Below are 19,289 nucleotides of genomic sequence, written 5' to 3'. Positions count from 1 at the left end.
GTAGGAGTTGGCGAATCCTGCGATCTTTTGACTTTAAATCAGAAGTGGAACTTCACCAGCAAGCTCGTGTTGCTTTGATCGGTCTTGAAGGCCTGGCTGTCCTTGATCCCGTACTTGTCGGACCAGTAGTCGTACTCGACACCCACATACAACTGCTTCTCGCCAATGTTCAAGGCTTTGCCCAAGTCGTATTTGATCTGTGGGTTGAAGTGCAGGTTGGCATGGTAGGTGCCTTTGCTGTTCTGGTCGTTGTCGACCACCCAGTCCATGAAACCATCGATCAGGATGTTCGAATCGCCGACAGGAATGGTGTAGGCCCAGACCGGGGTGATCTGCCAGACGTTGTCACCCGGGCGGCTGCCTTCGGTGTGGCGCTGGTAGAAGTTCAGCTGGAAGTAGTCGAACCCGGGAATGGCCAGGTCGAAACCCGGACCGATCAGGTAGGACTCGGTATCACCTTCACCGAACTCGTACGTCATCGCCAGCAGTACGTCCTTGACCGGACCGAATTCCAGCTTCTGGTCGAAGATCTTGCCAAACGACAAGCGCGGGCTGATTTCGCCGTAATAGGTGTTCGAGCCGACGCCGCTGTCGTCCTTGCCGTTGTAGAAAATCTTGTCGACGAACACGAAGTTGTCCCCGTATTTCCAGGCATCGGCGTGCTCGAAGGTGACGGTTTGCTGAATGCGCGGGTTGACCTGGAAGTCCTTGCCGTAGAGGTAGGTCAGGCTGTTGTTCTGCCATTGCAGCAAGTCGCCGGCCATTGCCTGGCCCCCGGCCAGCAAGGATCCCGCGAGCATCAGGCTGGTGCACGTACGTTTCATTCGGTTGCTCCCAAAAAGTAGGTGGTTCCACGTTGTTTTTCTAAGGTCGGCGCTCTGGTGTGGCGCCTTTTCTTGCTGCGGTAAAAAGTCATCCAGTCGGTCAGCTTTGGTGCTGTTAGCAAGAGCTGAGCCAAGGCTTTAAAAAAGCCAAAAGACGCCCGTTCGGCTGTTCGAAAACAGTCGATTGAGTGTCAATTCGGGTTGCCTTGGTGCGGTCCAGAGCCGGGGTAAGTTGGCTTTCTGGTCAGGAATTAAATCTGCGCTTTTTTTTAGAGCGGATTCGGGCGGTCGCGGAGAACGCTGACTCCCGTGCCACGGCTCAAGTGCCCCGCAACAGAGCACTGGCGACAGGTTTGGGGCACGGTTGTAGGCAGTCAGGCCGACGCTGCCAAGCGACAGGCTTGTCTGGGGATTAATCATCTGTTGCTCCCTCTTGTTTTTATTGTTTGAGGTGCACTGTGATAAGGAGGCTTGCCCTGATGTGAGGGCGGGCGAACCCCCTCGTCACAGGTTCAGATCAATGCGGCCACTCGCGGGCAAGCCTCGCCCCTGCAAGGTCAATGCAAATCCTGTAGGGGGAGGCGTGTCCGCGAAGCTTTTGCTACTTAATGGGTCGCAGCTCCCTGAACAATCCACGCACCGATCAGGTCACGTTCCTGCTGGGTCATCTGGGTGATGTTGCCCAGTGGCATGATCTGGCTGGTGACGGCTTGAGCCTGAATGCGAGCGGCGTTTTGGCGGATCTGTTCTGGCGTGTCGAACATCACGCCGGCGGGTGCCGCACTGAACAGCGGGCTGGTGGGTTTGGCCGAGTGACAGACCGCGCAACGCTCCTGAATGACGCTGTGAACCTTGTCGAACGTCGGGCCCTGATTCGAGGCTTGGGCCGGTGCAGCGGCAGGTGCAGCGGGTTTTGCAGCTTCAGGTTTGGCACCACCGCCAAGGGCGGTTTCCGGCAGCGGCTGGTACTCGATAGTCCCAGGTGCCTTGGCCACTTCAGGCGCGCTGGACATCGGCGCCGGCCCCGTGACGTACGCCAGGCAAATCATGCCAACCGCCGCGACGGGCAGGGTCCAGGCAAATTTGTGGCTGTCATGACGGGTGTTGAAGTAGTGACGCACCAACACCGCCAGCACCGCGATCCCGGCCAGGATCAGCCAGTTGTATTGGCTGCCGTAGGTGCTCGGGAAGTGGTTGCTGATCATGATGAACAGCACCGGCAAGGTGAAGTAGTTGTTGTGCCGCGAACGCAGCAAGCCTTTGGCTGGCAGCGTCGGATCGGGCGTGCGGTTCTCGGCAATCGCCGCCACCAGGGCGCGCTGGGCCGGCATGATGATGCGGAACACGTTGCCGACCATGATGGTGCCGATGATGGCGCCGACATGCAGGTACGCACCCCGACCGCTGAACACTTTGCTGAAGCCGTAAGCGGCGCCGATGATCAGCACGAACAGGATGAAGCCCAGCAGGGCAGGGCGTTTGCCCAGGGCCGAGTCGCAGAGGAAGGAGTAGATGAACCAGCCGATGAACAGCGAGCCGAGGCCGATGGCTACGCCTTCAGGGCCGCTCAGGGTGCTGCCCGGTGCCAGCAGGTACAGCGTCGGGTTGGAGTAGAACACCACGCACAGCAGCGCGATCCCCGACAGCCAGGTGAAATAGGCTTCCCATTTGAACCAGTGCAGGTTGTCCGGCATGGTCGGTGGAGCCAGTTTGTATTTTTCCAGGTGGTAGATGCCGCCGCCGTGGATCGCCCACAAATCGCCCGCCAGCCCGTTTTTCGGGTTGACCCGGTTGAGGTTGTTTTCCAGCCAGACGAAATAGAACGACGCACCGATCCAGGCCACGCCAGTGATCATGTGAACCCAGCGCACGCTCAGGTTCAGCCATTCCAACAGATGTGCTTCCACAGTCTTTACCTCTCGCCCGTCACTTTTGTTGTCAAGTGATCGGACTCTTCTCTTATTGGTGGGGGGCGAGGATCAAACACTCATCCTCTTTGAAAAAATGCTCATCGCAGTTGTTGCCTGTGCCACTGCGATCAACCACCAGGAAGTCATCCCGCTTTTCGATCGTCAGCACCGGGTGGTGCCAGACGCCGCGATGGTAATTAATGCCCTGCCTGCCGTTGGTGACGAAGGCGCGGACCAAGCCTGATACAGGTTCATCGCCAAGTGGCGCGACCACGATCAGAAAGGGGTTGCCGAGCAGCGGAATGAAAGCCTGACTGCCCAGCGGATGGCGCTCCAGCATGCGGACGGTCAGCGGCATGTCCTGCGCGTCGGCGCGGAAGATGCTGATGATTGCCTTGTCCTCTGGCGTGGCGGTTTCGACCACAGCCAGTTTGTGAAAGCGCATGGTCGAACCGTTGTTGATCATGAAGTGATCGCTGCCATCGGTTTCGATCACGTCACCGAAAGGGGCGAAGGCTTCTTTGGTCAGCGGTTCAATCGTCAATGTGCGCATGCTGGTCTTCTTAATCTTTTGAATTTGATCGTTCCCACGCTCTGCGTGGGAACGCCGCCATGGACGCTCCGCGTCCACTGTGACGCGGAGCGTCACGGTATGCATTCCCACGCAGAGTGTGGGAACGATCATCGCAATCTTACTTCGCGACCTTGCCCAAAACGCGCAGGCGGCTCACACCGCCATCCGGGAACACGTTCAGGCGGATGTGGGTGATCGGGCCCAGTGCCTTGATCTGCTCGGCGAAGGTGTGTTCGGCGTGCATTTCCAGCTTCTGGCTCGGCAGCAGTTCGCGCCAGAACAGCGATTGGGTTTCGATCTGGCTGTCGGTGCCGCCTTTCACGAATGCCCCCTGGATCGAGCACGTGTCCGGGTAGTTGCCCTTGAAGTGCAGGGTGTCGACGATGACTTTCTCGACCTCGCCGGCATGACCCAGTGCGACGATCACCCAGTCATTGCCCGGCGTGCGACGACGGGCGGTTTCCCAGCCGTCGCCCATGTTGATGCCACGGCCCGGGTTGAGGATGTTGCTCATGCGGCCGAAGTGTTCGTCGGAGCAGGCGAGGGCGCGGCCACCGTTGAGGGCTGCGGCCAAGTCGATTTGCTCGTTGTCACCCACAGCGGACCAGTCGCGGTGCGGAATACCGTACACGCGCAGACGGGCCACGCCGCCATCCGGGTAGATGTTGAAGCGCAGGTGGCTGAACGCCCGGTCGTTGTTGATTTCGTGGTAGTGGTGGCTGTTGCCTTGCAGCTCGACGGCCGACAGCACTTCAGTCCACTGGGTGTTTTCGTCCGGCTCGCCCGAGGCCAGGAAGCACGCTTCCAGCGAGGCCGATGGTGGGTAGTTACCGGTGAAGAATGAAGTGTCGATGTCCACGCCCTTGATCGAACCCGGTACGCCCAGGCGGATCACCGCGCTGTCGTAGCCTTCGAAGCGCTTGCGGCGCGACTCCCAGCCGTCCATCCACTTGCCGTTGTCATCGAACACGCCCTCCTTCCACACGGCCGGGGTCGGTTGAAACAGACGGTTGGCGTCGGCGAACCAGTCATCGGTGACCGAGATGATTTTGGTGCCCAGGCGGGCGTCGGCCAGGTTGACGAACTTCTCGAAAGGTACGGCGTAAGCTTTCATTCTTCTTGTCTGCCTTTAATTAGTTGGCTTGGGATGCTTGCAGTGCCCTGGGTGTCTTCGCGTTTTAAACACTCGGGCAAGGTTCGCTAAAGAGTCAGTAATCGGAACAACGCGATCTTGTTGATCTGCGCCAGCGCGCATTTGAATTCGGTGTCGACCGAGTTGTGAATGCGCGTTTCGAACGCTGCGAGGATCTGATGCCGGTTGCTGCCTTTTACCGCCATGATGAAGGGAAACTTGAACTTGGCTTTGTAGGCATCGTTCAGCTCGGTGAAGCGTTGAAACTCATCGCTCGAGCATTGGTGAATACCGGCGCCAGCCTGTTCATGGGTGCTGGCTTCGGTCAGTTGGCCCTGGACGGCCGCTTTGCCGGCGAGGTCCGGGTGCGCGTTGATCAGGGCCAGTTGGCTTGTGTGATCAGCGCTCAACAAAATGTCGCTCATGCGCTGGTGCAGGGTTTCGATGTCGTCGATCGAAGCGTCCACGCCCAGGTCGAAGGCCTTTTCGGCCACCCATGGCGAGTGTTCGTAGATGTCGGCGAAGGCGGCGACAAACGCGTCGCGGCCGAGGGTCGATGGCTTGAGTGTCTGGAAGTGGCTCATTTGGCAGCCCCTTGGTACGGATGGGTTTGCTGCCAGTGACGAGCGATGTCGACGCGACGGCTGAACCACACCTGTTCATGACTTTTAGCGTATTCGATAAAGCGTTTGAGCGAGGCCAGGCGCGCCGGGCGGCCAATCAGCCGGCAATGCAGGCCGATCGACAGCATCTTCGGCGCATCGCTGCCTTCGGCATACAGCACGTCGAAGGCGTCTTTGAGGTATTCGAAAAAGTCGTCGCCCTTGTTGAAGCCCTGGACCTGGGTGAAGCGCATGTCGTTGGTGTCCAGGGTGTACGGAATCACCAGGTGCGGCTTGCCGGTCGGGTTGTTCGGTTCCCAGTAGGGCAGGTCGTCGTCGTAGGTGTCGCAGTCGTAGAGGAAACCGCCTTCTTCCATCACCAGCCGACGGGTGTTCGGGCCGGTGCGGCCGGTGTACCAGCCCAACGGGCGCTCGCCGGTGATTTCGGTGAGGATGCGGATCGCTTCGAGCATGTGCTCGCGTTCCTGCGCTTCGTCCATGTACTGGTAGTCGATCCAGCGATAGCCGTGGCTGCAGATTTCGTGGCCGGCCTCGACCATGGCACGGATCACGTCCGGGTGGCGCTGGGCGGCCATGGCCACGGCGAAGATGGTCAGCGGGATGTCGAATTCCTTGAACAGTTTCAGAATCCGCCAGACGCCGGCACGGCTGCCATACTCGTAAAGGGATTCCATGCTCATGTTGCGCTCGCCTTGCAGCGGCTGCGCCGAGACCATTTCCGAAAGGAAGGCTTCGGACTCTTTATCGCCGTGAAGGATATTGCGCTCGCCACCTTCCTCGTAGTTGAGCACGAAGGACAAGGCGATGCGGGCATTGCCCGGCCAGTGTGGGTGAGGAGGGTTACTGCCGTAACCGATCAGGTCGCGTGGGTAGTCAGCGCTCACTGCAGTCTTCCTTCTTGTTCGTGTCGACTTGTTCAAGGTCAGGGTTGTGTGGCGGCCAGGCAGTGGGATGACAGGCTGGCGTCACAGCGATGGGTTGATTGTATACAACTTTATATTCACTTTGTAAGCCTGATTTTTTGCCTTTTTCACTGACTGTCCTCTTTGGAGGGTACTGCAAGAAACCTGCCTGACTGGTCAGCTAATGGATGGAAGGTCCGCTGATCTTATGGTTCGGTGCAAGATTCGCCGTCAAACCCTGAATGACGGCGATGGTGGTAAAAATGTCGTTTTTATTGTGTACAATTTTTTTGAAAAATGTCTTAATCAGTCGCTCGCCGCAACTTTTCGTGCTCCGAAACGGTGCGGCCTCCTTTTCAACTGACTTCGGGAGGCGCGAGGTCTGACTGCTCCACGCAGGCAGGCGCGCAGAATCAATGGGACGTTTGACTACACACGTTTTGGACGCTGCACACGGTTGCCCAGGCAGTTCGATCAAGGTCGAGCTGTACCGCGTTGAAGGTTCGCAGCTGGAACTGGTCGCCACGGCGCTCACCAATAGCGATGGCCGGGTCGACGCGCCGCTGCTGCAAGGCGATGACTATCGGTCCGGGGTCTATCAGCTTCAGTTTCACGCGGGCGATTACTACCGCGCCCGTGGTGTTCAGCTTCCAGAGCCTGCGTTCCTGGATGTGGTGGTGCTGCGGTTCGGTATCTCTGCCGAACAGGATCACTACCATGTGCCGTTGCTTATTTCGCCTTACAGCTATTCGACCTATAGAGGAAGCTAGGACTTTCCCCCCCAAGAATCCTGCGCATATAGCTTCTTTGGTCTTTTGCCCGCTCACACTGCGGGCTTTTTTTTGCCTGTAGATAATGTGGTGTTGCGAATGACGCCTTCGTGAGCAAGCCCGCTCCCACAGGAGTACGCATTCCAATGTGTGTGCGGGCTTGCTCGCGAAGCTCTTACTTTTAGCGGCTCAATAACGACGCCGCACCGGCGCCACTGAACAACCCCGCACTGACCCGGTTAAACCAGCTCTGCCCCTTGCCACTGCGCAGATACCGCGCCGCGACATGGGCACCGAGGCCATAAGCCAGCTTGCACAGCAGATCCAGCACCGTCCAGGTGGCAATCATCACCAGCAACTGCGGCAGGAACGGTTGCTCGGCGCTCAGAAACTGCGGCAGGAACGCGGCAAAGAACAAAATGTCTTTCGGGTTACTGGCGCCGAGCATGAACGCGCGCCCAAACAGCGCACGAAAGCGTGGCACCGGCGCAGCCTGAGGCACTTCAGCGCCTTGGGATGGCTGACGCGATTGCTGCCAGCTCTGCCAGGCGAGGTAGAACAGGTACAGCGCGCCAACGATTTTCAGGGCGCTGAACAGCTGTTCCGACGCCAGCAACAATGCGCCCAAGCCAAGCGCCGAAGCACTGAGCAGGCAGATCGACGCAATCACGCCGCCCAGAAACGCCGGGTAAGAACGGCGCAAACCGTAATTCAAGCTGTTGCTGATCATCAGCAAAGACAGTGGCCCCGGGATCAGGATCACCACCAGCGCAGCGCCGCTGAACAGCAGCCAGGTTTCCAGACTCATCACTTTCCTCCCTATGTGCAAAAGCCCCACCCGACGGGGTGAGGCTGGTTTGAAACGGGTACCGCGTGACGCTTACAAGAAGATGAACTTGGCGATGAAGATCGCGCATAGCACCCACAGGCTGACGGAAATTTCCTTGTGCTTACCGGTACCGGCCTTCAGCGCCACGTAGGTGATGAAGCCCAGCGCGATGCCGTCGGCGACCGAAAAGGTCAGCGGCATCATGATCGCGGTGACGATCGCCGGAATGCTGTCGGTCGCTTCGTTCCATTCGATGTGCGCCATGCCGCCCATCATCAGCATTGCCACATAAATCAGCGCACCGGCCGTTGCATAAGCGGGGATCATGCCAGCCAGCGGTGCGAAAAACATCGCGGCTATAAATAGCACACCTACGGTCAAGGCGGTAAGACCAGTCCGACCACCAGCGGCTACGCCAGCGGCACTTTCCACGTAGCTGGTAACTGGCGGAACGCCGACCATGGCGCCGAAGACGCTAGAGGCGCTGTCGGCTTTCATGGCGCGGGACAGGTTTTCGATCCGGCCGTCAGCGTTCACCAGATTGGCGCGCTGGGCAACGCCCATCAAGGTGCCGGCAGTGTCGAACATGTGCACGAAGAGGAAGGCCAGCACCACGCTGATCATGCTGACGTTGAACACGCCGGCGATGTTCATGGCCATCCAGGTCGGCGCCAGGCTCGGCGGGGCAGACATGATGCCCTCGTAGTGCACCAGGCCCAGGCCCCAGCCGGCCAGGGTCACGGTGATGATGCTGATGAGGATCGCGCCGAACACTTTGTGGTAGCTGAGCACGGCAATCATCAGGAAGCAGATGGCAGCCAGTAGTGGGCCAGGTTCGCGCAGGGAGCCGAGTTTGATCAGAGTGGCCGGGCTATCGACGACGATGCCCGCGGTTTTCAGGCCGATCAGCCCCAGAAACAGGCCCACACCGGCGCCCATGGCAAAGCGCAAACTCACTGGAATGCTGTTGAGCAACCATTCACGGATCCGGGAGAAGGTCAGGAACATGAACAACACACCGGAAACGAACACCGCGCCGAGTGCGGTTTCCCAGTTGTAGCCCATGGTGCCGACCACGGTGTAGGTGAAGAACGCGTTCAGGCCCATGCCCGGTGCCAGGCCGACCGGCCAGTTGGCGTACAGCCCCATCAGCAGGCAACCCAGCGCGGCGGCGATGCAGGTGGCGACGAACGCGGCACCGTGATCGATCCCGGCGTCGGCCATGATGTTGGGGTTGACGAAGATGATGTAAGCCATGGTGATGAAGGTTGTCAGGCCGGCGATCAGCTCGGTCTTCACCGTGGTGCCGTGCAAGCTGAGTTTGAAGATGCGCTCCAGCCAGCCATTGCGTAATGGCGGCGAGAGTTCCAGCGTCGAGGCTTCGGATTTGCGGCTTTCCACAGCGAGTACTCCTCAAGAGTTTTATTGTTATTTCCAGGGCCGGACCCATGAGGGTGGCAGCGACCCTTTGAGGTATTTGCGAATTTGTTGACCTATTGGTCAGGAACTCGCACGAAGCGAATTATGCTTTTGTATACAAATAATGCAAATAATGTTTTTGATTTTGTGGGCGAAAAGTTTGGCAATAGGGATATATCGCCAGGAAGGACGCCTTCGCGGGCAAGCCTCGCTCCTGCAGGGTGTGTGTACGACTGTAGGAGCGAGGCTTGCCCCATTTTTCCCTGAGCCGGACAATAACCCCGGTCATCTGCGGCTGAACTTCAGCCACATCGACCCGGCGCATCTGGACGAAGGGCTCAAGCGCTTGGCGGCGGTGGTGCGTCAGGCACAGGCGGCAGAAGCGGCTTGAGGGGAGGGCGTAAACAAATACACCGGCCTATGGGCCGGTTTATTTTTGTCTGAAGTTTGTGGTGGTTGGTCTGGCCTCATCGCGGGCAAGCCTCGCTCCCACCAGTGGATCTGTTTTAAACACAGATCCCATTTACTCTACAAATCCCTGTGGGAGCGGGCTTGCCCGCGATGGCGCCGGTCGAAGCACCACAAAAACCATCAGGCCGCAGCAAACCGCTTATCCAGATAATCAATGATCACCTTGGACTCATACATCCAGGTAGTCTGGCCATTCTCTTCGATGCGCAGGCACGGCACCTTGATCTTGCCACCTTGCTCCAGCAGGGCCTGGCGATCCTGTTCGTTGTTCTTGGCATCGCGCAAGGCCACTGGAACGTTCAGGCGACGCAGGGTGCGGCGGGTTTTCACGCAGAACGGGCAGGCGTGGAACTGATACAGGGTCAGGTCCTTGGCGGCCGTTTCGACCTGAGCCTGAGCGGCGGCGGGGCGCTGCTTCTTGCCTGGACGAGTGATGAAGTCGATGAAGATGATCAATTGGCCGAGGCCGACACGAAGCGCTTTTACGAACACGGTATAAGCCTCTCAGGGGTAAACAGAAGGCGCGCAGCTTACCTGATTTTTCACGGGCGAAAAAAAACCGGCGATCAGTGCCGGTTTTCTTCGTGCTGCGCGTTACTTGATCAGGCTGAGAAACTCGCTGCGGGTGGCTGCGTTTTCGCGGAACTCGCCGAGCATCACCGAGGTGATCATCGTCGAATTCTGTTTCTCCACACCGCGCATCATCATGCACATGTGCTTGGCCTCGATCACCACCGCTACGCCCAGTGCGCCGGTGACTTGCTGGACCGCATCGGCGATCTGGCGGCTGAGGTTTTCCTGGATCTGCAGGCGGCGGGCGTACATATCGACGATGCGCGCGACTTTCGACAGCCCCAGGACCTTGCCGCTCGGAATGTAGGCAACGTGGGCCTTGCCGATGAACGGCAGCAGATGGTGCTCGCACAACGAGTAGAGCTCGATGTCCTTGACCAGCACCATCTCGCTGTTGTCGGAGCTGAACAAGGCACCGTTGGTGACCTCTTCCAGTGTCTGTTCATAACCGCGGCAGAGGTACTGCATGGCTTTGGCGGCACGTTTTGGCGTGTCGAGCAGGCCCTCGCGGGAGGCGTCCTCGCCCAATTGGCCGAGAATCTCGGTGTAATTCTGTTCCAGTGTCACAGAGGCTGATTCCATAAGGGTTTCAGAGGGGTACTGTTTCAGTCTGTACCAATTTTGTACCAATCCAGCTGTTTTCGAGCTTCCCGAGTTCACCCCAGTCAGTGCTGGAGTTTATCCATCGGGCGTAGGTCGATAGCAGCATCTGAACGCTATGACCGAGCTGAGTGGCAATAAATGCAGGGTTCATACCCGCCATGAGGCACATGGTAGCGTATGTGTGTCGGCAGTTGTATTGCCGGCGGGCGCGAAGCTTCAAATCGGTCAGCGCCACCTGGAAGTGTTTGTTCGGTCTGGCTCATGACGGGGGCCCTTCGTTACGTAAGCTTGAGTGGCACACCTAGCCTAGTCCAGCGGCCAGCGGCGCGGGGCCTTTTGTTCGATTCGTTACGGGTATCGGCGCCGATCCGGCTTAGCCTCTGCCCGTATGTGGGATGATTCTGATAATTGTAGATGTTAGCTATTTTTTGTTTTGATAGTGTTTGGCTATTTCTATCCAGATATATTTGTACCGATAACGAAGCCATTCGATAAGCAATTTGTCTAATTGACGCCGAAAAAAACTTTGTTGCCGTAGTCTGAGCATTTTTTCGATATCACTCTCCAGTTCCTCTCTATTAAAACAGCTCCATATCGAGGGAAGTATGCTCTCTAAATTGGTATGGCACACGGGAGCGACCTCGGAAAAGAGAATGTCCTCTATGTCCTTTTTATCGAAGTCTTTGACTTGTTTTGCAATGGCTGCATAATTGACTTCGTTGTCAACAAATGCATCCGATAATGCCCACCGTATATCAGCACGTTCTTGTCGACTTATAGGATGTTCCACTTGGAAAACTCCTCAAGCTCCTCGTCCAAACTGTCGGCAGCAATAGATCCAGCGATGCTGCCGGCAATGCTTCCTGCAAGGACAATAGCCACGGCGCAGACAAGCGCCCCGGGACCACAAAGTGCTGATACGCTCAAACCTGCCAGCCCACCACCCGCGGCACCACCGCCAACGATCATGCCTTGACGAGCAGTTTCCTTGACCTTGTTGTCAGCATTGATGATTTCATAGGCAGCAAAGGTTGCAGTGATAAGAATGCCCACCTTGCCCATTATTTTCATTTTTTTTGTGCCGCGACTTATAGGTGCATTATCGCGGCCAGATGATTCCAATATTGAATAGTGGACTTTACTTTTTTGTTCCACTGTTAGCTTGTTGTATTCTATGCCCTCTGCGCGTTTGGCATATCTGTCTAATATGTCCTGTAAAGTTGGTGGCAGTTTCTTTTTTCTTTCTGCAAAGGCCAAGCCTTGAGCGGAGGTGAATTTACGATGCTCCAACATAATCCTGTTGCGCATTTCTTGACAAAACTCTACGCCTTCACGAGCGCTGATTTTTCCCGCGCTGACATCGGCCTGAGTCTGAATCGACATACGTTTTATACTGTCCATATAGCTGGTGCGGGTCTTTGCATCAGAGATCGCATCCGCTGAAAATCTTGTTGCGGCACCCTCTAGGCCTGCAATGGCCATATCTAGTGGGGAGTTCTCTAGCGCGTGTGCCTTTTGGACGACGTAGCTACCAGTTACTAGTAACGGTTCAGACATGAAATGTTCCCTATTTCAATGTTGTGAGAAAGGTGTCCAGTATTGATTCCCCGTCTCTGGCGGCTTGGGTATCAAAGTCAAGCTTTTGGCAAATCTTTCCACTGGTATTGGCAAATTTCACAACGTTATTTGCATCAAACACGCCTGATATGGATGTCCCGTCTTCAAAGTGCGCGACGCAGGCCAAACCCGCATACGACTCAGTTGCTGGAATGCTGAAGCTGATCCAGCTCGAGAGGATATTCATGGGGGTTGGAGGAGTGAAAGGGGCGGGAGTGTGCGTGTCTCCGATTACCACTGTGCCGGAACCTCCGATCACGATGTCACCATGAGTGCCGCCACTGCCCTGCAATGCGGCATTCTTGCCATTGATGAAAACTGTTGAGGATAGGCCCGAAGATAAAGCACTGCCGCAGGTGCAGGTGTCGCCTTGGCTAGCAGCTGCAAGCCCGTCGAAGAACACATCGGGGGAGCCTATAGCAATGGCTTTGGGGCCATGCCCAGGGATAGGGCAAGTGGTTGGGTCAGTTATGCGTGCGGCTGGCCTTGCCATATTTGACGTCCTGTCACGAATTTTACCGGGACCGACTGTATCAGACTTGTATGGGAAGCGGCTCTGGAAGATGTTCTCGATTGGCGTCCTGCGAGCTGAACAGTGACTTCTGGCTGAGAGCTGACGGTGACCAAGAGCTGCACCGACCCATAGCAGCCTGTTGCAACAGGCAGAGAACGACCAGAAGCGAACCTTTATTAGGATTTATTAACTTGTACCTTGTGCCTGCGGACTTCGTGCTGATCCCTCTATTTTTATAGCTGCCCAGTTCGCAAGAGCTGCACGAATTAGCTTTATACATTCATGGAGCCGGTGCTCAGACATCCGACTTGAGCTACCACTGTAGATTCTTAGGCGTCTTGGCTGTTCAAACTCACCAAATGAAAACTCGCCCGCATGAAAGTGTGCAGATCTAACGGAGCCATGCATAAAGTCAAGTAAGTGTTCAATATTGTGCGTGGCTGACGCGTAATGGCGTATGAACGGACTTGGATCCTTGAATTCGTTCTCTGCTTTGCATAATGCGTCGATAGCAGCTACCAGGTAGGAAAGTTTGACTGTAGGCATATATCGACCTGCATTGAGTGCAAGCTGATACAGGAGCGCACAATTATCAAATGCCGTTACAATTCGATTGTCAGACTTATCAATGGCACCTAGGAGCTTTCTGGTTTCCTCAGGAAGTTTTGTTGACTCTCCCTGGTATTTGATTCGAAAATGCATGGAGTGCTCAAATTTCCCTAACTTACAAAACCTCCCTTTGCGCGGCATCTTACTAAGGTCTGCCCCTTTATTAAAGTACCCCAGCTGCCTCAACTCACATGCCGAGTTAAAGTCCTCAGGAATTGTCCAGCGATGCTCGGCTGATGGGCTGTAAATTCCAATATTCAGAATTAATGATAGCCGCGCAGCCAAGATGTTTGCGCGATTATTAGCAATAGCGATAGCGCCATACACATCAATCGCTTCTACATTCATGTCGATTGAAATATAACGCTCGACTCTTGAGAGCTGAGGGTTTGGGTCTTCTGGATCTACAGGGGCCACTCGAACGTTACTGCTTAGCCAGTATTCACCATCAAGCCGCTCTCCTATATAACAAAACCAAACCCTTCTAAAAAACTCCTTCTTTTTTGCTCCCAATGCATTGCCGAGAGACTCTATTATCAATGCATTAGCAAGTTTCTCTACTGCCTCAGAGTCGGGGCTTTCGTATTCAATCTTTATCAATCTATCATCGTCATGCGCGATTATTCTTATATAAAGAGTGCCAGAGTCATTTTCGAGATTTATGTTAAGTGCGGATTCGTCAATATAATTTCCGTTATCATCATAGTAATTGCTTCCGCCTAGCGAATCGCTGTACCGATTAAGCGCGCTATCTAAATATTCTAGAAACAATCGCTGCTTTGCCAGGTCATCAATATTGGAAAGCGGATATATATTTTTAAATGATTCGTGCTGTTCCTGCATTAGCGTTCTCTTTGGCTGACGTGGCTGGGGCTGTATGCTCCCCTGTTATACGAGTTCAGGGACGAGCGCAATGGGCAATCAGGGGAGTATCACGATAGTGGCTTAACGTCCGCAAAGGGTCCAGGCTGTGTGAAAACGCTTTTGAGCAATCGTAGCGTTCAAAAATTGAGCAAATACCTCGCCTCTACGTAAACTCCAGGGCTGCTGACTAACCGAACGTTGGCAGATTTAACGTAGAAGCGCGGACTTCAAAACGGTGCCTGCGTTTTCACACAGCCTGGGCCAGAAGTGGCCAATGAAGCTGCTGGCATGTTGGGAGCGTTGTTTGATTTGCCGGCTACACTGATCTAGCAGCTTGGGCTTGTCATCTGTGTCGTGTTTCTCCTCGAATAGTGTCGCGTTCGCCGTGACCACCTTCAGGAAAACAAGGGCTTACAGGACGTCAAGGAACGTTAGATTCGTATGGCAGACAATCGGCGAACCATAGTTATCAATCCTCAGCAGCCACTCGGCCTTCTGCTGCAAAGCGGCATGCTCAGCGTTCGTGAACTGCGCGAGGACGTGCAACGACCAGTCGCTCCTGCGTCGATGAAGGCTGATTGGCAGACAATTGAGTCGTGGCTTGGATGCCATGGTCGACCTTTCACAGATGAGGATCAGGCCCGAGTTCACGACGCCCTGCTGATTTACATTGCACGAGGCAAAGCTCCATCGCTAGCTCTGGAAGAGTATTTTCAGTTCTTTGTGGAACAACTACAAACCGAAAAGATCCCACACGTCACTGTGCCCGATGCCGTGTTTGCAGTATTTCACCGATTATATGCAACGGATGCAGCGATAGAGGCATACCACATGGATCTCACTCACATTTTGAGCACGGCGGAACTACTAAAAGTTGAGCACCCTCACTTTGGCAAGGTTCAGAAACTTGGACTCCTCAAGACAATAACCGGATTGCTTACGAGTCCCAGCAGGAAAGCCAAGGGCATAGATGATTACAGTTCAGGTAAGCGCCAGACTGTCGCGCTGCATATCGAAGCGGATAACTTCATAGTAACCATTGCCAGTTCATTTGTGCTCGTCACGCTTAAGGAAGGTGCGAGTAGATTCCCGGTTATCCAAAAGAAATGGAAATTGGTGGCTCAGAAAAAAGGAGAAGGAATAACAGAATTCTTTGGTGCGGTTAACACCTATGTTGATTCCGATGGCTTGAGGTGGGAACACAGATTCAAAAGGAAAATCGACGAGGATGAATTAGTTGGATTTGATAGTAATGGGAAGGAAATCCTAGTCATCACTCTTGAGACCCTCCAATGAATCTTCGTTCTCAAGCAATCACAATCGATATAACACCTAACTATCAGTTCCAGGCGACGTCGGCGCTAACGCGCCGCCGCGCCTGAACCGGAGCGTTATGAATGTCTGCAAAGGGTCCAGGCTGTGTGAAAACGTTTTAGAGCGTGTCAGGCCGCCGGGATCGCAACTAAAATCGCGCTCTCACACAAAATCTAGGTCGGCTCACTAACCGAACTCTGGCAGATTTTACGTAGCAATGCGGACTTCAAAACAGTGTTTGCGATTTCACACAGCCTGGGTCGTTATCTGCCTGTTGCATCTCTGCCGCCTACTTGTAGAGTCGGACGCAAGTGATGGTAAGCACACTGGGTGGAGTCAGTGACGGTGGAAGGGCTAACTCACCTCGTACGCATTACTCGGCTCAGTCGGATCGGTCAGGATTACTTTGTCCCAACGATGATTGAGTTGCGGATAGGTTCGGAACTCCTCCTTTTCTTCATCACTTAGCCCATGACTAATATAATCCAGAATGGCCGCCTCTAGGGCCTGCTGGTTTTCGAACAGCCTTTCCAGTACATCCGACAGTGAATAATCATCTGGCATGACGTCGACTCCTTTCGAGAAAAACACAAGCATAGTACCGGCAGTGCCCATGTCAGACAGTAATTTCAGTTTGCTTAGAAATTGCTATAAAGCGAAGAGGTTGCGGCGGGTTAGCCAGTCTGGGTGGGGCATTGGAGGATTGCTAGACCCAATACATTATACTCCCTACACGAATTCCCACGTGACATCGGTTACATTTAATGCTGCCACCTGCGGACGCAGCTGCTCTGCCCCGATTGCAGTCAAGTCAATGTCAACGTTCTTCCGGTTTTCATAGTGTCTAAGAATATTGAACAGCGCAGCGTACTCATCTGCTCTCGCACGCAATGGCGCGGCGATAAACAACTCCAACGGATAACCGAGCTCCTTGTAGCTAATTTTTAGTATCCCGTTCTCGCTCATCGCGGTGCCCCTATGGCTCGCTGTCTGATATAGAAAACCATAGCAGCCCGATACAAAACTCTCCCGATGGAAAAAAAAGATGAAAAGCTTATCCCCATGCCGCCGACAGGCCTTGCTTCCGTTTTTTATGCAAAGGGCTTTGGCCAGGCTCTCGGTGGTGGGCTGAAGCTTTTAAGCAGGCTTCGGTAGGGTTCCTTTCAATCAAACCACGGAACCCTCCCGATTCCCTTAGTGCTTGTTACTTTTCTGGTTTGTGCGTCGGTAGCGTCGGATGTTTCGGTTTGTTTGGAGGGTTAACGTGATGCCTTCTGTCATCCTTTCCGTCGTCACGTTTTGGTTTTGGACCTGGCTTGATGTGAGTTGACATACTTGTCTCGATATCCAAGTGGTTAATTTTCAGGGGCAGCTAGCAACCTACGACATGGTTCCTAGGCGTGCACAGAAAAGTTAGAACCAATTCACGAGACTTCAAGGGGAGAGGGCTAGAAAAGCGATCTTGTGTACCGATGCTTTGATGGATCGACCGGTTGAATCCACAGTCGATAGCTGCCTTTCAGCGAGCGTTAAGAACATCAGCCCTAGTTGTAAAAAAGCCCCGCACGGGTACAGCCGGAGCGGGGCTTTTTATGTGTTGCGAGAGGAGGGAACCCCGTACCAATTTTTGTACCAATGACTGCGTTTTGGTGGGAAGTTCTGAGTTGGCCTGGGCATTAAGCCCCTGATTTCATTGCCCCTAGCAACTTAGTAAACACCTCTCAACATGTCGGTGTAATTCTGTTCCAGGGACATGAAACTACCTGTGGGATTTTACGCAAAGGGCAAGGGTACGGTGGCGGACTCGGCGCTGCAAGCGTGAAGCGACAGCATCACTCGTCGCGACCTTCCATCATGGTGCGTTTGAGCATCACATAAACCGCTCCGGCGCCGCCGTGTTTCGGTTGGCACGACGTGAAGCCGAGCACCTGTGGATGCTGACGAAGCCAGGTGTTGACGTGACTCTTGATCATCGGCCGCTTGCCGTCCAGACGCACGGCCTTGCCGTGGGTGACGCGCACGCAGCGGATTTCGAATTTGGTCGCTTCGGCCAGAAACGCCCACAGGGTTTCACGGGCCTTTTCCACGTTCATGCCATGCAGGTCGAGGCTGCCTTCGAACGGAATCTGTCCGATCTTGAGCTTGCGGATCTGGCTTTCCTGAACGCCGTCGCGGGCCCACATCAGCTCATCTTCGGGGCCGACATCAATGACGAACTGATCGGACAGCCCGTCAACGGTGGTGGCATCGGTGCGCACGGTGGCGGCCTGGCGCAGCTTGGCGATTTGCGCGCGGTCGGCCTTGGGTTTGCCGGTTTCGGCGCGATCGTGCTTGATCGGCTTGACGCCTTGGATCGCGCTTTTGAACAGGGAAAAATCGTCGTCTTGCATGTCAGCCTCCGCGAAGGGCGGCCAGTTTACCCAAGTCGGGACCCTATCCATAACAATTCGGGCCCGCCAAAACGCCGGGCCGTTGATTCAGTCGTGTTTTTTCATCAGGTGCGGCGCCATGTTCAGCTCTTGTGACTGGCGCGAGCGGCGACGGCAGCGGCGCCACAGCCAGACGCCGATGTACAGCACGAACAGGCCCACGGCCAGAATGATCGCTGAGCCCAGCGGGCTGGCATTCAATTCGCCCAATGCTGGTGGCCGCCCCAGCAGGCTGGCCGCGCCGGCCATCGCCAGCAACACGCCGCACGTCGCCAGCAGGGCAGCGAACGCTGCGCCGAAGCGAAACCGCCAGTTGCGTTGGCCCTTGGGTCGCAAGCGGCGTGCATCAAAACCATCGGATAACTTCATTCCGACCTTCCTCAATGGGTATCGGCCCTTCGACCGGGAGTTGACCGGGATGTTCCTGAGGCTAGGGCAATTACGGCAAATGAGAGGCTTTTGCGGATGAGCGGCGGAGTGGACCGCTCATTGAAGGTCGATCAGATCAGTTCGCGGGTCAGGGCGAGGGTGGCGAAGTTGTCCGCCATGATCGCCATTTCGGTCTGCTGAACCTGTTCGGCGCTGAGGATACCGCCCTTGCAGGGCAAGTCCCGCGTTGCGCAGGCATCTTCCACCAGGGTGCAGCGAAAGCCCAGGTTCTTCGCCGCGCGCACGGTGGTGCTGACGCTGGAGTGACTCATGAAGCCGCAGACGATCAGGTCGAGCGAGCCCAGTTGTTGCAAGCGATCGTACAGTTCGGTGCCATGAAACGCACTCGGCAGCAATTTGCCGATGATGGTTTCGTCGCCCTGCGGCTCCAGGCCCGGGATGAACTCACCGCGTTCGCCTTGTGGATCGAACAGCCCACCGACAGTGCCGAGGTGACGCACGTGCACGATCGGACGACCGGCCGCACGGGCAGCGGCCAGCAGGTGTTTGATGTTCGCGACGGCAGCATCCATGCCGCTCAGGGCCAGCGGGCCACTGAGGTACTCTTTCTGGGCATCGATGATGACAAGGGTCGCATGACCCAGATTGGCCGCTGCATAACCGCGGCCGCTGAGTTGAAACATCGTTTTTGGAACGGACATTCTGGGGCTCCTTCGAGTGGGGCTTTTGCGACATTGTCCTCTGGCTGAGCGCTTCTGTGAATCGCTACCATCGTAGGCACCGCCGTTGTTGGCTTGTAGCCTTGTCAAGATACTCGTTCTGTTCAATAGCCTGCTGAGAAAATAGAAGAATCCTACATCTGATCCGGTGTTTTTCCTGCGTCGTCGCGGCGCCTTTTGGCTGTTAGAATCGTCAGTCGTTT

At 55.4% G+C, this 19,289-nt stretch carries 21 protein-coding genes and 2 pseudogenes; 3 read left to right on the top strand and 20 right to left on the bottom strand.

The features are described 5' to 3' along the window. Positions 1-38: 38 nt before the first annotated feature. The 6 genes from QMK51_RS19570 to puuE form a co-directional block, all read right to left on the bottom strand. Positions 39-824, bottom strand: a complete 786-nt coding sequence (locus QMK51_RS19570) for an outer membrane protein OmpK (protein WP_258696837.1) — start codon at positions 822-824, stop codon at positions 39-41. Between the two features lie 605 nt (positions 825-1,429). Continuing rightward, positions 1,430-2,731, bottom strand: a complete 1,302-nt coding sequence (locus tag QMK51_RS19565; protein ID WP_320391299.1) for a urate hydroxylase PuuD — start codon at positions 2,729-2,731, stop codon at positions 1,430-1,432. Positions 2,732-2,783: 52 nt separating this feature from the next. Beyond that, on the bottom strand, positions 2,784-3,287 hold the full coding sequence (locus tag QMK51_RS19560; RefSeq protein ID WP_258700767.1) for an ureidoglycolate lyase: 504 nt from the start codon (positions 3,285-3,287) through the stop codon (positions 2,784-2,786). A 139-nt stretch (positions 3,288-3,426) separates the two neighbouring features. Next, positions 3,427-4,422 (bottom strand): allantoicase, encoded by a 996-nt coding sequence (gene alc / locus QMK51_RS19555; protein WP_320391298.1) that lies wholly within the window; start codon positions 4,420-4,422, stop codon positions 3,427-3,429. Positions 4,423-4,508: 86 nt separating this feature from the next. Then, positions 4,509-5,024, bottom strand: a complete 516-nt coding sequence (gene uraD / locus QMK51_RS19550; protein WP_320391297.1) for a 2-oxo-4-hydroxy-4-carboxy-5-ureidoimidazoline decarboxylase — start codon at positions 5,022-5,024, stop codon at positions 4,509-4,511. Beyond that, a complete protein-coding gene (gene puuE, locus QMK51_RS19545) occupies positions 5,021-5,947 on the bottom strand; it encodes an allantoinase PuuE (protein WP_320391296.1) in 927 nt (308 codons plus the stop codon). Before puuE ends, uraD begins: the two co-directional genes overlap by 4 nt. A 434-nt stretch (positions 5,948-6,381) precedes the next feature. Between puuE and uraH the strand changes: the two genes are divergently transcribed. After that, positions 6,382-6,735, top strand: a complete 354-nt coding sequence (uraH, locus tag QMK51_RS19540) for a hydroxyisourate hydrolase (protein ID WP_320391295.1) — start codon at positions 6,382-6,384, stop codon at positions 6,733-6,735. 181 nt (positions 6,736-6,916) lie between these two features. On the opposite strand, the gene QMK51_RS19535 is transcribed toward uraH, so the two are convergent. Together QMK51_RS19535 and QMK51_RS19530 are read right to left on the bottom strand one after the other, a co-directional pair. Continuing rightward, positions 6,917-7,543 (bottom strand): LysE family translocator, encoded by a 627-nt coding sequence (locus tag QMK51_RS19535; RefSeq protein ID WP_320391294.1) that lies wholly within the window; start codon positions 7,541-7,543, stop codon positions 6,917-6,919. A 72-nt stretch (positions 7,544-7,615) separates the two neighbouring features. Next, positions 7,616-8,965, bottom strand: coding sequence for an NCS2 family permease (locus QMK51_RS19530; RefSeq protein ID WP_413817499.1), 1,350 nt, complete (start codon positions 8,963-8,965; stop codon positions 7,616-7,618). A gap of 271 nt (positions 8,966-9,236) precedes the next feature. On the opposite strand from QMK51_RS19530, the pseudogene QMK51_RS19525 reads away from it, so the two are divergent. Continuing rightward, positions 9,237-9,374 (top strand): annotated as a pseudogene (locus tag QMK51_RS19525) (PLP-dependent aminotransferase family protein); the annotation flags it as partial. Positions 9,375-9,574: 200 nt separating this feature from the next. On the opposite strand, the gene QMK51_RS19520 reads toward QMK51_RS19525, so the two are convergent. The 7 genes and pseudogenes from QMK51_RS19520 to QMK51_RS19490 all read right to left on the bottom strand — a co-directional run bounded on the left by QMK51_RS19520 (position 9,575) and on the right by QMK51_RS19490 (position 14,213). Further along, positions 9,575-9,946, bottom strand: a complete 372-nt coding sequence (locus tag QMK51_RS19520) for a glutathione S-transferase N-terminal domain-containing protein (RefSeq protein WP_129436949.1) — start codon at positions 9,944-9,946, stop codon at positions 9,575-9,577. 102 nt (positions 9,947-10,048) lie between these two features. Further along, a complete protein-coding gene (folE, locus tag QMK51_RS19515; RefSeq protein ID WP_320394541.1) occupies positions 10,049-10,594 on the bottom strand; it encodes a GTP cyclohydrolase I FolE in 546 nt (181 codons plus the stop codon). Between the two features lie 22 nt (positions 10,595-10,616). Continuing rightward, positions 10,617-10,877, bottom strand: a pseudogene (locus QMK51_RS19510) (site-specific integrase); the annotation flags it as partial. Positions 10,878-11,051: 174 nt separating this feature from the next. Further along, positions 11,052-11,420, bottom strand: coding sequence for a hypothetical protein (locus QMK51_RS19505; protein WP_320391293.1), 369 nt, complete (start codon positions 11,418-11,420; stop codon positions 11,052-11,054). Then, positions 11,405-12,187, bottom strand: a complete 783-nt coding sequence (locus QMK51_RS19500) for a hypothetical protein (RefSeq protein ID WP_320391292.1) — start codon at positions 12,185-12,187, stop codon at positions 11,405-11,407. Before QMK51_RS19500 ends, QMK51_RS19505 begins: the two co-directional genes overlap by 16 nt. Positions 12,188-12,197: 10 nt before the next feature. Beyond that, positions 12,198-12,740: a PAAR domain-containing protein gene (locus QMK51_RS19495; protein WP_320391291.1), complete on the bottom strand. Its 543-nt coding sequence runs from the start codon at positions 12,738-12,740 to the stop codon at positions 12,198-12,200. Positions 12,741-12,947: 207 nt separating this feature from the next. Continuing rightward, the gene (locus QMK51_RS19490) at positions 12,948-14,213 is read right to left on the bottom strand and encodes a hypothetical protein (RefSeq protein WP_320391290.1); all 1,266 of its coding nucleotides are present in this window, start codon (positions 14,211-14,213) and stop codon (positions 12,948-12,950) included. Positions 14,214-14,675: 462 nt separating this feature from the next. Between QMK51_RS19490 and QMK51_RS19485 the strand changes: the two genes are divergently transcribed. Next, on the top strand, positions 14,676-15,530 hold the full coding sequence (locus QMK51_RS19485) for a hypothetical protein (RefSeq protein ID WP_320391289.1): 855 nt from the start codon (positions 14,676-14,678) through the stop codon (positions 15,528-15,530). A gap of 372 nt (positions 15,531-15,902) precedes the next feature. Here the strand turns inward: QMK51_RS19485 and QMK51_RS19480 are convergent, their stop codons facing one another. From QMK51_RS19480 to QMK51_RS19460, 5 genes are all read right to left on the bottom strand, one after another. Beyond that, a complete protein-coding gene (locus tag QMK51_RS19480; protein ID WP_320391288.1) occupies positions 15,903-16,112 on the bottom strand; it encodes a hypothetical protein in 210 nt (69 codons plus the stop codon). 165 nt (positions 16,113-16,277) lie between these two features. Then, positions 16,278-16,514 (bottom strand): hypothetical protein, encoded by a 237-nt coding sequence (locus QMK51_RS19475; RefSeq protein ID WP_320391287.1) that lies wholly within the window; start codon positions 16,512-16,514, stop codon positions 16,278-16,280. A gap of 866 nt (positions 16,515-17,380) precedes the next feature. Next, a complete protein-coding gene (locus QMK51_RS19470; RefSeq protein WP_105339706.1) occupies positions 17,381-17,938 on the bottom strand; it encodes a Smr/MutS family protein in 558 nt (185 codons plus the stop codon). Between the two features lie 87 nt (positions 17,939-18,025). Further along, entirely contained in the window at positions 18,026-18,346 is a 321-nt protein-coding gene (locus QMK51_RS19465) for a hypothetical protein (protein ID WP_258696830.1), read from the bottom strand. A 131-nt stretch (positions 18,347-18,477) separates the two neighbouring features. Next, positions 18,478-19,068, bottom strand: coding sequence for a cysteine hydrolase family protein (locus tag QMK51_RS19460; protein ID WP_258696829.1), 591 nt, complete (start codon positions 19,066-19,068; stop codon positions 18,478-18,480). Positions 19,069-19,289: the final 221 nt, after the last annotated feature.

Origin of the sequence: Pseudomonas sp. P9_31, assembly GCF_034008235.1 — a bacterium.
Classification (GTDB): Bacteria; Pseudomonadota; Gammaproteobacteria; order Pseudomonadales; family Pseudomonadaceae; genus Aquipseudomonas.
Note: the sequence above shows the minus strand (reverse complement) of the source record. Positions and strands in the feature narration are given on the sequence as shown.